This window comes from Streptomyces thermospinosisporus (assembly GCF_039526425.1).
In the GTDB taxonomy this organism is placed as follows: domain Bacteria; phylum Actinomycetota; class Actinomycetes; order Streptomycetales; family Streptomycetaceae; genus Streptomyces; species Streptomyces thermocarboxydovorans.
Window position 1 is genome coordinate 89,693 of record NZ_BAAAIZ010000021.1, and the last position, 11,995, is coordinate 101,687.

The 11,995-nt window shown below is 73.1% G+C and carries 10 protein-coding genes; 6 read left to right on the forward strand and 4 right to left on the reverse strand.

Annotated elements, in window-relative coordinates:
• Positions 1-65: 65 nt before the first annotated feature.
• Together ABD207_RS09225 and ABD207_RS09230 are read right to left on the reverse strand one after the other, a co-directional pair.
• Entirely contained in the window at positions 66-935 is an 870-nt protein-coding gene (locus ABD207_RS09225; RefSeq protein ID WP_344011491.1) for a class II fructose-bisphosphate aldolase, read from the reverse strand.
• 64 nt (positions 936-999) lie between these two features.
• The gene (locus tag ABD207_RS09230) at positions 1,000-1,881 is read right to left on the reverse strand and encodes an SIS domain-containing protein (protein ID WP_344011492.1); all 882 of its coding nucleotides are present in this window, start codon (positions 1,879-1,881) and stop codon (positions 1,000-1,002) included.
• A 409-nt stretch (positions 1,882-2,290) separates the two neighbouring features.
• Here ABD207_RS09230 and ABD207_RS09235 point away from each other — a divergent pair, with 409 nt between their 5' ends.
• Together ABD207_RS09235 and ABD207_RS09240 are read left to right on the forward strand one after the other, a co-directional pair.
• Positions 2,291-3,070 carry a DeoR/GlpR family DNA-binding transcription regulator gene (locus ABD207_RS09235; protein ID WP_344011494.1) on the forward strand — a complete coding sequence of 260 codons (780 nt, stop codon included), beginning with the start codon at positions 2,291-2,293 and terminating at the stop codon, positions 3,068-3,070.
• A 118-nt stretch (positions 3,071-3,188) separates the two neighbouring features.
• Positions 3,189-5,024 (forward strand): glycoside hydrolase family 15 protein, encoded by a 1,836-nt coding sequence (locus tag ABD207_RS09240; protein ID WP_344011495.1) that lies wholly within the window; start codon positions 3,189-3,191, stop codon positions 5,022-5,024.
• 63 nt (positions 5,025-5,087) lie between these two features.
• Here ABD207_RS09240 and ABD207_RS09245 read toward each other — a convergent pair whose 3' ends face one another.
• Positions 5,088-6,077: a hypothetical protein gene (locus ABD207_RS09245; protein WP_344011497.1), complete on the reverse strand. Its 990-nt coding sequence runs from the start codon at positions 6,075-6,077 to the stop codon at positions 5,088-5,090.
• 248 nt (positions 6,078-6,325) lie between these two features.
• Between ABD207_RS09245 and ABD207_RS09250 the strand changes: the two genes are divergently transcribed.
• On the forward strand, positions 6,326-6,997 hold the full coding sequence (locus ABD207_RS09250) for a phosphatase PAP2 family protein (RefSeq protein WP_344011499.1): 672 nt from the start codon (positions 6,326-6,328) through the stop codon (positions 6,995-6,997).
• 936 nt (positions 6,998-7,933) lie between these two features.
• On the opposite strand, the gene ABD207_RS09255 is transcribed toward ABD207_RS09250, so the two are convergent.
• Positions 7,934-8,722: a response regulator gene (locus tag ABD207_RS09255; RefSeq protein ID WP_344011501.1), complete on the reverse strand. Its 789-nt coding sequence runs from the start codon at positions 8,720-8,722 to the stop codon at positions 7,934-7,936.
• A 278-nt stretch (positions 8,723-9,000) separates the two neighbouring features.
• Between ABD207_RS09255 and ABD207_RS09260 the strand changes: the two genes are divergently transcribed.
• The 3 genes from ABD207_RS09260 to ABD207_RS09270 all read left to right on the forward strand — a co-directional run.
• Positions 9,001-9,984 carry a Bug family tripartite tricarboxylate transporter substrate binding protein gene (locus tag ABD207_RS09260; RefSeq protein WP_344011537.1) on the forward strand — a complete coding sequence of 328 codons (984 nt, stop codon included), beginning with the start codon at positions 9,001-9,003 and terminating at the stop codon, positions 9,982-9,984.
• Entirely contained in the window at positions 9,981-10,517 is a 537-nt protein-coding gene (locus tag ABD207_RS09265; protein ID WP_344011502.1) for a tripartite tricarboxylate transporter TctB family protein, read from the forward strand. Before ABD207_RS09260 ends, ABD207_RS09265 begins: the two co-directional genes overlap by 4 nt.
• A gap of 1 nt (position 10,518) precedes the next feature.
• On the forward strand, positions 10,519-11,995 hold a 1,477-nt coding region (locus ABD207_RS09270; RefSeq protein ID WP_344011504.1), incomplete at its 3' end, for a tripartite tricarboxylate transporter permease.

Here is an 11,995-nt window from a genome sequence, read left to right on the forward strand (position 1 = left end):
ACGGCGTGGCGGTTGCTGGAGAGTTGAGTCCGGAACGAGCTGAAGTTCGGTGATGGGGAAGGCCGTCAGGACGACGCCGCCGGGGCCGGCCCGAGGGCCTGGATGATCGAGGCCACGGTCCGGGTCATCGCCTCGCGGCCCACCGTCAGATAGCTGCGCGAGTCGACCGCCTCCGGGTGGGCCGCCAGGTACTCCCGGATCGCGCCGGTCATCGCGATGTTCAGGGCGGTGCCCACGTTCACCTTGGTGATGCCGCCGGCGACCGCCGCGGCCAGTTCGGGGTCCGGCAGGCCGGAGGAGCCGTGCAGGACGAGGGGGACGTCCAGGGCGGCGGAGAGGCGTTTGAGCAGTGTGCGGTCGATGGCCGCGGTGCGGGTGGTCATGGCGTGGCTGGTGCCGATGGCGACGGCCAGGGCGTCCACTCCCGAGTCGGCGACGAACGCCCGGGCCTGGTCGGGGTCGGTGCGGGCGCCCGGGGCGTGGGCGTCCAAGGGGGGCCGGCCGTCCTTGCCGCCGATCTGCCCCAGCTCGGCCTCGATCCAGAGCCCTTGGGCGTGCGCCCAGTCCGCGGCGGCGCGGGTCGCGGCGAGGTTCTCGGCGTAGGGCAGGCCGGCCGCGTCGTACATCACGGAGCCGAAACCGGCGTCCGGCGCCTGGCGCAGCAGGGCGTCGCTCTTGACGTGGTCGAGGTGCAGCGCGACGGGCACGGTGGCGCGTTCGGCGGCGGTGACGGCGGCACGGGCCAGCGGGTGCAGGCGTCCGTAGCGGAACTTGACCGCGTTCTCGCTCACTTGGAGGACGACGGGGGCGTTCACCGACTCGGCGCCGGCGATGACCGCCTCGATGTGCTCCAGCGTGATGACGTTGAATGCGGCGACCGCCGAGCGTGCCGCGGCCGCTCGGGTGACGAGGTCGCCGGTGGTGGTGAGGGGCACGGGGTGTCCTGTTCGTCGACGGTGTCGGTGCCGGAGGGGCGACGGCGGGGGGGACCCTGTGTCGTCAGGGCGTGAGGATGACCGAGCGGGTCAGGTGGCGGGGGTGGTCCGGGTCGAGGCCGCGGGAGGCGGCCACGGCGACCGCGAGGCGCTGGGCGCGGACCAGTTCGGCGAGCGGGTCGAGGGTGCCCTCGATCCACAGCCCGCCGGTGCCGCGGACCTGCTCGGCCAGCCCGTCGGGGGCCTCGCCGAACATCCAGGTCGCCGTGCCCTCGGTGGTGATGCTGATGGGTCCGTGCCGGTACTCCATCGCCGGGTAGGACTCGGTCCAGGACAGCGAGGCCTCGCGCATCTTCAGTCCGGCCTCGTTGGCCAGGCCGACGGTCCAGCCCCGGCCGAGGAAGGTGAACTGGGTGCAGTCCACGAGCTTCTCGGGCAGGGGTTCGGCGAGGGCCGTGCGCGCGTCCCCGACCACGGCGCCGGAGTGCAGGCCGAGGTGGGCGCGCAGGAGGGTGAGGGCGGTGGTGGCGAACCGGGTCTGGACGACGGACCGTTCGTCCGCGTAGTCGAGCACGACGGTGTCGTGGGCCAGCTTCATCACCGAAGTGGCCGGGTCGGCGGTGACGGCGGTGGTGCGGGTGCGGTCCCGCAACGCCCGCAGCAGGTCGAGGACTTCGGTGGTGGTGCCGGAGCGGGTGAGGGCGAGGACACGGTCGTAACTGCGGCCGTGCGGGAACTCGGAGGCGGCGAAGGCGTCCGTCTCGCCCTGGCCGCTCGACTCGCGCAGCGCGGCGATCGCCTGCGCCATGAAGTAGGAGGTGCCGCAGCCGACGACCGCGACCCGCTCCCCCGCCGTCGGCAGTACCGAGCCGTGCTCGGCCGCCTCCGCGGCGGCTCGGGTCCAGCACTCCGGCTGGCTGCTCAGTTCGGTCTCTACATGGGTCATGCGGTACCCCCAGAGCGAATGATTATTCTTGCAAGATACAGGCTGATTTCAAGCAGAATCAAGCATGCAGCTCCAGCGGCCTCGGGCGCTTCCTGGCGCGCCCGCGCGTAAATCCGATGCGCCGCACGCTCGTCCTCCACTACCGTTCACGGCGTCCAGGTGCGAAGGCCGCGGCTACTTCTTCTGGTGAACGCTGCCGCTGCCACCTCGGAGCTCTGGACGTCCGCAGGCGCGAGACCGCCCGCCCACCGGGGGACACGGGGCGGGCGGGCTCGTCGCGCCCCTGTCTCATCGGTACCCGGATGCCCGGGCCGCCGCCCTGCCGCTCGGCCGTCGGAGCCGCGGCCCGCGGCGAGGGAGTGCGTTAGGGTCGCCGCAGACCTTGGGCCGGCCGGGTACGGGAGGGTGGATGTCGCGGGACGCCCGCTGGAAGGCGCTGCTGGAACTGCTCGTGGAGCGCGGCCGGCTGGACGTCGAGGACGCGGCCACCGAGCTCGGCGTGTCGGCGGCGACGATCCGCCGGGACTTCGACCAGCTGGCCGAGCAGCAGATGCTGGTGCGCACCCGGGGCGGCGCCGTGGTCCACGGCGTGTCGTACGAGCTGCCGCTGCGCTACAAGACCGCCCGGCACGCCTCCGAGAAGCAGCGCATCGCCAAGGCGGTGGCGGACCTGGTCGCGCCCGGGGAGACGGTCGGGCTGACCGGCGGGACGACCACCACGGAGGTGGCGCGGGCGCTCGCCGTGCGCGGCGATCTCAGCTCCGGTTCGCCGGCGCTGACCGTGGTGACGAACGCGCTGAACATCGCCAACGAGCTCGCCGTGCGGCCCCAGTTCAAGATCGTGGTGACCGGCGGCGTGGCGCGGGCGCAGTCGTACGAGCTGATCGGGCCGCTGGCGGACGGGGTACTGGGGCAGCTCGCCCTGGATGTGGCGGTGCTCGGTGTCGTCGGCTTCGATCCCCAGCACGGCACCTCGGCCAACGACGAGGCGGAGGCGGCGATCAACCGCATGCTGTGCGAGCGCGCCGAGCGGGTGGTGGTGGCCGCCGACGCCAGCAAGCTGGGCCGCCGGGCGTTCGCCCGCATCTGCGCGACCGGGGCCGTGCACACCCTGGTCACCGACTCCTCGGCGGCCCCGGAGACGGTGCGCCGCTTCGAGGAGGCGGGACTGCGCGTCCTGGTGGTCTGAGCACGTCCGGGGCTCCCGCCCACGCCGCGCCCGGTGCCGGGCGTCGCACGCCGAGCGGCGTTCACGGCACCGACCCTAAGCTGGCAGGAGGGCCCGTGCGCGGGTCCGGGAGGCTGCGATGGGTGCGACGGCCGGTGAGCGTCAGCCGTACGGGACGCGGCGGTACGTGCCGATCGCCGATCACGGGCTGATCGGCGACCTGCGCAGTGTGGCCCTGGTGGGCACCGACGGCACCATCGACTGGTACTGCTGCCCCTCCTTCGACTCGCCCAGCGTCTTCGCCGCGATCCTCGACGCCGAGCGCGGCGGCTGCTTCGAGCTGGCGGCGGCCGTCCCGGCGCGCACCAAGCAGTTCTACTTCCCCGACACCAATGTCCTGATCACCCGCTTCTTCACCGAGGAAGGCGTCGGTGAGGTGCAGGACTTCATGCCGATCCCGGGTGCGGCCGACCGGGAGGGCCGGCACCGGCTGATCCGGCGGGTGCTGTGCGTGCGCGGCGCGATGCCCTTCCGCACCCGCGTCGCCCCGCGGTTCGAGTACGGCACCCGGCCGCACACCCTGCGCCTGACCGGCGACACCGCCGTCTTCGACGCCGGCACCATGGCGCTGGCGCTCACCGCGACGGTCCCCGTGGAGGCCGAGGGGCAGGACGTGCGCGCGGGCTTCAAGCTGGCCGAGGGCGAGTCGGCGGTCTTCGCTCTGGACCAGGTCGGCGGCGACGTGCCGCCGCGCGGATGCGCCAGTGCGGAGGCGGAGGAGCAGTTCAACGCGACGGTCCGGTACTGGCGGCGCTGGCTGGCCTCCTCCCGCTACCGGGGGCGCTGGCGGGAGATGGTGCACCGCTCGGCGCTCACCCTGAAGCTGCTCACCTATGAGCCGACCGGGGCGATCGTGGCCGCCCCGACCACCAGCCTCCCCGAGCAGATCGGCGGGGTGCGCAACTGGGACTACCGCTATGTCTGGGTGCGGGACGCGGCGTTCTGCGTGTACGCCCTGCTGCGGCTCGGCTTCACCGAGGAGGCGGAGGCGTTCATGGGGTTCGTCTCCCGGCACATCAGCCCGGGCGACGGCAGCGGCTCGGGCCCGCTGCAGATCATGTACGGCATCGACGGCCGCATGGATCTGCCCGAGCGGGAGCTGGCCCATCTGGAGGGCCACCAGGGCTCGGCGCCGGTGCGCGTCGGCAACGCCGCTGCCGATCAGCTGCAGCTCGACATCTACGGGGCGCTGATCGACTCCATCTACCTCTACGACAAGTGGGCCGAGCCGATCTCCAGCGAGCAGTGGGAGAACGTGTGCGCGCTGGTCGACTGGGTCTGCGCGCACTGGGACCAGCCCGACGAGGGCATCTGGGAGACCCGCGGCGGGCGCAAGAACTTCCTCTACTCGCGGCTGATGTGCTGGGTGGCGATCGAGCGGGCGGTCCGCATGGCCAACCGGCGCGGACTGCCCGCCGATCTCAATCGCTGGCTGACCAGCCGTGACGCCATCTACCGGCGGATCATGAGCCGTTGCTGGTCGGCGGAGCGCCGGGCCTTCGTGCAGCAGGAGGAGGGGGACGTGCTGGACGCGGCGGTGCTGATGATGCCGCTGTCCAAGTTCATCGCGCCGACCGACCCCAAGTGGCTGTCCACGCTGGACTCCCTCACCGGGGAACTGGTCTCGGACTCGCTGGTCTACCGCTACGACCCGCAGGCGAGCCCGGACGGACTGCGCGGCGACGAGGGCACGTTCTCGATCTGCTCGTTCTGGTACGTCGAGTCGCTGACCCGCGCCGGGCGCCTCGACGAGGCGACGCTCGCCTTCGAGAAGATGCTCACCTACGCCAACCATCTCGGCCTGTACGCCGAGGAGATCGGCCACACCGGGGAGCAACAGGGCAACTTCCCGCAGGCGTTCACACATCTGGCGCTGATCAGCGCGGCGTTCAACCTGGACCGGGCGCTGGGCTGACCGGCGCCCGGCGGGGGCTCGGTGATGCGCGAGCGGCTCAGCGACCAGCAGTGACTCAGAGGTTCAGTGGCCGTGGCCGTCGTCGGAGTGGCCGGGCGTGCCCGGCTCCTCCGCCGGGTGGGACGGGGCGTCGGCGGTGTCGCCGGTGGCCCATCCGGCGTGGACGGTGAACGCCGCGGTGCGGACGACCCCGTTGTGCTTGAAGTCCAGGAACAGCCGGTAGCTGCCGCTGCTCGGCGCCGTGGCCGTGAACGAGACGTCCGGGCCCGGCTCGGTGCTGCCGTCGCCGGGTTCGCCGTTCGGGTGCACATGCAGATAGGCGAGGTCGCCGGAGCGCAGGGCCACCAGGTGCCCGTAGGCGCCCAGGTAGGGCTGGAGGTCGGTGACGGGCTTGCCGTCACGGGAGACGTTCAGGCGCAGCTCGCCGGGCTTGCCGGGCCGCAGGTCGCCGTTCAGCTCGACCTCGTAGCCGTCGACGCGGGCGATGCGCTGGGGCTTCGGCAGTTCCTGGGGCCGGTAGGGGCCGGAGGCGGCGAGGTCGGCACCGAGGGTGAGGTTCTCGGCGTGCTTGCGCTCCGGTGTGAAGTCGGCGAAGACCCGGTAGCCGCCGGCCTTGGGCAGGTCCACAGGAGTGCTCCAGGTGCCGTCGGCGGCACGGCTGGGGTGCAGATGACGGAAGGTCCCCAGGTCGCGCGAGGCGATGATGAGGTGGAGTTCCTTGTCGTGCACCCGGCGGAAGTCGGTGACGGCCCGGCCACGGGTGTCCCGGACGGTGAAGCGCAGATCGCTGCGCTCCCCCGCGGTCACCCGCGGGGTGTGCAGGTCGAGGGTGTAGCCGCCCTCGGAGATCTGCAGCCCGCCGGCCGGGGCGGTCTCGTGCCCGCCGTGACCGCCGCCGCCCTTGCCCGGCGGACCGGACGCCGTGTGCTGTTTGTCGTGCGCGGGGGCGGGCTCGGCGGCGACCGGGTCCAGCGCCTGACCGACGCCGTAGGCCGTGCCGAAGGTCGCGGCCAGGGCCGCCGCGAACGCGGTGATCTTCACTCCGGTCTGCATGGCCGTCTCTCCTCACGGGCGCCGACTCCCCGTCGGCCGGTCTCGATGCAGCTCACGATACCCCCCTGGGGTATGAAGTCAAGCCGATCAGCCCTGGATTTTCATACGGGCGGGGGGTATGCGCCGGCGATGCCTTCGGCGTGCCCTCCGCGCGGGCGCAGGATGGAGCACGCGTACCGTGGGCACCTGGTGATCCCCGGACCCTGCGCACGGGCCGCCACCGCACATCGCCATCGCGGGAGAGAGACATGAGCGAGCCGACCAGCTCAGACGACGCCGTCGCCCGTCCGCCCACCGAACGCGTACCGCCCGCCGACGGCCTCCGGCGCGCGCTGGCCTCCGTGCTGAGTGACCTGAGGGCGGTGGACGGCGCGCTCTACGCCGCCGTCGCCGCCACGCCGACGCCCGCGCTCGACCGTGCGCTGCGGCGCCTCTCCCACGCCGCCGACCACTCCAAGATCTCGTTCGCCATCGCGGGCGCGCTGGCCCTCGGCGGCGCACGCCAGCGCCGGGCCGCGCTCGCCGGGGTGGGCGCCATCGCGGTGGCCTCGGCCTCGGCGAACCTCCTGGGCAAGCGGCTGGTGCGCCGGGCACGCCCGGACCGTGAGGCGGCCCGGGTGACGGTGGACCGCCATGTGCCCATGCCGACCTCGGCGAGCTTCCCGTCCGGCCACACGGCATCGGCGGTCGCCTTCGCCACGGCCGTCGGCACGGTGCTCCCGGCCACCTCCGTGCCCTTGGGCGCCCTGGCCGGCGCGGTGGGCTACTCGCGCATCCACACGGGCGTCCACTACCCGGGCGACGTCGCCGCCGGCGCCGTCCTAGGCATCGCCAGCGCGGCAACCGCCCTGGCCCTCGGCGCAGCCCGCTTCCCGGCCTCCTTCGCCTCCCACCGCATCCGCTGGGCCCGCGGCACCTGACAGCCCGTCGGCTGCGCCGCCCCCGACCTCGGTCGGGGGCGCTGTCCTCCCTCATCCGCCGGCCGATCACCGGCCCGGCCCGGCAGCGGCCTGGCAGCCGCTCACATCCGGGGTTCAGCGCGACCGGTGAACCCCCGGCGCTTGGCGCTCGGCCGACTGCCACCGACCCGGTCGCGACCCATCCGCGCCATCCCTCGTGGCTTCCGACCGGGCTTGGTGTGGCGCGACATGCCAGGCCGTGGCAACACGCTCGCTCCAGGGAAACGAGGGCTCCCGCCACGTGCGGTAGGCCCACGACACTCGACCGCCGACCGGCTGCGACCGTCCGGCCCCCCGCCCTGCGCACTTGACCCGCGACCGCCCCGTGGCGGCGACCGCCCAGGCCCCCGGCAGCCGCGCGAACCCGGTGCCCCCGCCGGCTCCGCCCACCAGCCCCGACCCTGCGCCCACTTGACCCGCGACCGCCCCGTAACGACGACCACCCAAGCCCCGGACAGCCACGCGAACCCGCTGCCCGCCGGCTCCGCCCACCAGCCCCGACCCTGCGCCCACTTGACCCGCGACCGCCCCGTAACGACGACCACCCAAGCCCCGGACAGCCACGCGAACCCGCTGCCCGCCGGCTCCACCGACCAGCCCCGACCTTGTGCCCACTTGACCCGCGACCGCCCCGTAGCGCCGACCCTCCAGCCCCCGGCAGCCACGCGAACCCGGTGCCCCCGCCGGCTCCGCCCACCAGCCCCGACCCTGCGCCCACTTGACCCGCGACCGCCCCGTAACGACGACCACCCAAGCCCCGGACAGCCGCACGATCCCGCTGCCCGCGGCCTCCGCCGACCAGCCCCGGCCCCACGGACACCCGGGCACCCGGGCACCCAAGCCCACGGGTACCCGGCCCGCAGCCGACACCGACCGCTGTCCCGGGTGCGGCGCGGCCTACCCCCGCGCCTCCGCCTCCGCCCCCCGGCGCACCCCGCCGCCCTGCGCCGCCTCGTTGCCGACATACCGATAGCGGCGTTCGGGGCGGCCCGCTGCTCCGTAGCGGAGGGAGACCTCGGCGGTGCCGCGGGCGTGGAAGTGCTCGAGGTAGCGGCGGGCGCTGACGCGGGAGACGCCGGTCAGTTCCGCGCACTCGGAGGCGGAGAGCGTGCCGTCCGTCTCGCGCAGGGTGCGCTCGATCAGCTCGGCGGTCTCCACGCTCATGCCCTTGGGCAGCACCTGAGAGGTGGCCGGCGGGACCGCCGCGCCGGCGAGGACGCGGTCCACGTCCGCCTGGCTGCGGACCACCGTGTCCTGCAGCCGTCCGCGCCGGCCGGCGTAGCGCTCGAGGCGGGCCCGGAACTCCTCGAACTCGAACGGCTTGAGCAGGTAGTCGACGACCCCGTGCCGCACCGCGCCGCGCACCGCGTCCGCGTCCCGGGCGGCGCTGACGACCATCACGTCGCAGTCGTGGCCGGCCGTGCGCAGCCGGGGGATGACGTCCAGCCCGAACAGATCGGGCAGGTAGAGGTCGAGCAGCACCAGATCGGGGCGGAGTTCGTCGACGGCGGCGACGGCCTGCTCGCCGGTGCCGGCCACCCCGACGACCCGGAACGGTGCGACGCGCTCGGTGTAGGCACGGTGTACCCGCGCCACCATGAAGTCGTCGTCGACCACCAGCACGTCGATGGTGTCCCCGGACCCGGACGCGGGGCACGTACCGGGCGTGCCCTGCGAGCTGCTCATCGTTCCACTCCTTCCGTCCTTCCGCCGCCGCGCCGGTGCCGCAGCCGCCCATCATGGCCGCCACCTGGGCATGAGCGAAAGAGATGTGCGGCACCGGCGGTCGCGCGGCCCGTTGACGCAATGACCAGAACCTCCTTTGGTTCCGCAAGCGAGACAGCCCTGACGCGCACGTGCACCATGTGGCGCACGCCACCCTCCGCCCAGGGCTTCGCGTGTTCTCCCCCCACACCTTGTGACGACAACTTCCCAGGACGACCTACCGACAGGTGGTGGCATTCGTGCGCCTGCGCACCCCCCTCGCCCTGCTCGGGGCCGCCGTGCTCGTGCTCGCGGGTCCGCCGCTGCTGACGACCGGCAGCGGGGCCGAGACCGGCACCCGGATCCCGGGCCTGCGCCTGATGGTGCCCAACACTCCCGGCGGCGGCTACGACATCACGGCCCGTACGGCCGCGAAGGACGCCGAGGACGCCGGACTGACCCACAACATCGAGGTGTTCAACCTGCCCGGCGCGGGCGGCACCGTCGGCCTCAGCCGGCTGGTGAGCGAGCACGGCAACGGCAAGCTCGCCATGTCGATGGGGCTCGGCGTCGTCGGCGCCGTCCGGTCCAACCACGCGCCGAGGACGCTGGCGGACACCACCCCGATCGCCCGGCTCACCGAGGAGCAGGACGTCGTGGTGGTGGCCGAGAACTCGCCGTACAAGACGATCGACGACCTGATCGACGCCTGGAAGGAGGCCCCCGGCAAGCTCCCGGTCGGCGGCGGCTCCTCCCCCGGCGGGCCCGACCATCTCGCGCCGATGCTGATGGCGCGGGCCGCCGGGATCTCCCCCAAGCAGGTCAACTACATCCCCTTCGACGGCGGCGGCGAGCTGCTCGCCTCGATCCTCGGCAACAAGGTCGCCTTCGGCGTCTCCGGCGTCGGCGAGTACCTGGACCAGATCAAGGCGGGCGAGCTGCGGCTGCTCGCGGTCACCGGCCCCGAACGAGTGCCCGGCCTCGACGCCCCCACCCTCCGCGAGGCGGGCTACGACGTGAACTTCACCAACTGGCGCGGCCTGGTCGCCCCGCCCGGCCTGTCCGAGGCCGAGCGGACCAAGCTCATCCGGCTGGCCGAGGCGCTGCACGACTCGAAGGAGTGGCAGGAGTCGATGAAGCGCAACGGCTGGGACGACGCCTTCCTCACCGGTGAGAAGTTCGGCGCCTTCCTCGATGCCCAGGACAAGCGGGTGGTCTCCGTGCTGAAGGAGCTGGGACTGTGACGGCTGAGACAGACGTTCCCGAGGCCGGGACGGCAGAGCGCCGCTCCCGGTGGCGCGACCGCTCCGAACTCGGCGTGTCCGCGCTGCTGCTGGTGCTCGGTGTGCTCGTCCTGAGCGACGCGCTCACCATGGACGTGGACCTCACCCAGCGCGGCCCCGTCGGACCGAGGACCGTGCCGGTCGTGGTCGGCGCGGGTCTGCTGGTCGTGGCCGCCCTGCTAGCGGTGGACGTGCTGCGCGGCGGCCGGGGCCAGGCCGAGACCGGCGAGGACATCGACCTGTCCGAGCCGGCCGACTGGCGCACCGTGCTGCTGCTCGCCGGGGTGTTCCTCGGCTCGGCGGTGCTGATCGACCCGCTCGGCTTCCCCGCCGCCGGTGCCCTGCTGTTCTGGGGCGCGGCCTACGCCCTCGGCAGCCGCCGCATCGACCGCGATCCGCTCATCGCGGCGGTGCTCTCCCTGACCACCTACGCCGTGTTCGACAAGCTGCTCGGAGTACCGCTGCCCGGCGGTCCGCTGATGGGAGTGCTGTGACATGAACGCCCTCAACTCCCTGCTGGACGGCTTCGGCACCGCGCTCACCCCGGTCAACCTGCTGTGGGCGGCGCTCGGTGTGCTGCTGGGCACCGCGATCGGCGTGCTGCCCGGCATCGGCCCGGCGATGGCGGTGGCGCTGCTGCTTCCGGTGACGTACGGGCTCGACCCGACCGGCGCGTTCATCATGTTCGCCGGGATCTACTACGGCGCCATGTTCGGCGGTTCGACCACCTCGATCCTGCTGAACACCCCAGGTGAGAGCGCCGCGGTGGTGGCGGCCATGGAGGGCAACCCCATGGCCAAATCCGGGCGCGGAGCGCAGGCACTCGCTGCGGCCGCCATCGGGCACTTCGCCGGCGGCTTGGTGGGCACGATCCTGCTGGTGGCGCTGGCGCCGACGGTGGCCGACCTGGCCGTGGACATCGGCGCTCCGGACTACTTCGCCATCATGGTGCTGGCGTTCATCGCGGTGACGTCGGTGCTGGGTTCGTCGAGGGTGCGGGGCATGGCCTCGCTGCTGATCGGCCTGACGCTGGGTCTGGTCGGCCTGGACCAGATGACCGGTCAGCAGCGGCTGACCTTCGGGTCGCTGCAGCTCGCGGACGGCATCGACGTGGTGATCGTCGCGGTGGGTCTGTTCGCCATCGGTGAGGCGCTGTGGGTCGCCGCGCATCTGCGGCGCCGCCCGCCGGAGCCGATCCCGGTCGGCCGGCCGTGGCTGGGCCGCGACGATGTGCGGCGCACCTGGAAGTCCTGGGCGCGCGGCCCGTTCATCGGTTTCCCGTTCGGCGCGATCCCGGCGGGCGGCGCGGAGATCCCGACGTTCCTGTCGTATGTGACCGAGAAGCGGCTGTCGAAGCACAAGGACGAGTGGGGCAAGGGCGCCATCGAGGGTGTGGCGGGCCCGGAGTCGGCGGCGTCGTCCTCGGCGGCGGGCACGCTGGTGTCGATGCTGACCCTCGGGCTGCCGACCACGGCGGTCGCGGCGGTGATGCTGGCCGCGTTCCAGCAGTACGGGATCCAGCCGGGCCCGCTGCTGTTCGAGCGCGAACCCGACCTGGTGTGGGGCCTGATCGCCTCCCTGTTCGTCGGCATGGTGCTGCTGCTCGCCCTGAACCTTCCGCTGGCGCCGGTGTGGGCGAAGCTGCTGCGCATCCCGCGGCCGTACCTCTACGCCGGGATCCTCTTCTTCGCGGCGGTCGGCGCGTACGCGGTGGGCGGCGAGGTGATCGACCTGGTGCTGCTGCTGATCATCGGTCTGATCGGGTTCGGGATGCGGCGCTACGGCCTGCCGGTGCTGCCCGCCGTCATCGGCGTCATTCTCGGCCCGGCCGCCGAGCAGCAGCTGCGGCGTGCGCTGCAGATCAGCGACGGCAGCGTCACGGGTCTGGTCGACACGCCGTTCTCGGTGACGGTGTACGGCGTGGTCGTGCTGCTGCTGGCCTGGCCGCAGCTGCGCAAGGCAGTGGTCCGCC

What these genes read in the sequence shown, in the direction of transcription:
- ABD207_RS09230 (WP_344011492.1), bottom strand. Translation starts at nt 1,881, where the DNA reads ATGACCCATGTAGAGACCGAACTGAGCAGCCAGCCGGAGTGCTGGACC.
- ABD207_RS09235 (WP_344011494.1), top strand. Translation starts at nt 2,291, where the DNA reads ATGTCGCGGGACGCCCGCTGGAAGGCGCTGCTGGAACTGCTCGTGGAG.
- ABD207_RS09240 (WP_344011495.1), top strand. Translation starts at nt 3,189, where the DNA reads ATGGGTGCGACGGCCGGTGAGCGTCAGCCGTACGGGACGCGGCGGTAC.
- ABD207_RS09245 (WP_344011497.1), bottom strand. Translation starts at nt 6,077, where the DNA reads ATGCAGACCGGAGTGAAGATCACCGCGTTCGCGGCGGCCCTGGCCGCG.
- ABD207_RS09250 (WP_344011499.1), top strand. Translation starts at nt 6,326, where the DNA reads ATGAGCGAGCCGACCAGCTCAGACGACGCCGTCGCCCGTCCGCCCACC.
- ABD207_RS09255 (WP_344011501.1), bottom strand. Translation starts at nt 8,722, where the DNA reads ATGAGCAGCTCGCAGGGCACGCCCGGTACGTGCCCCGCGTCCGGGTCC.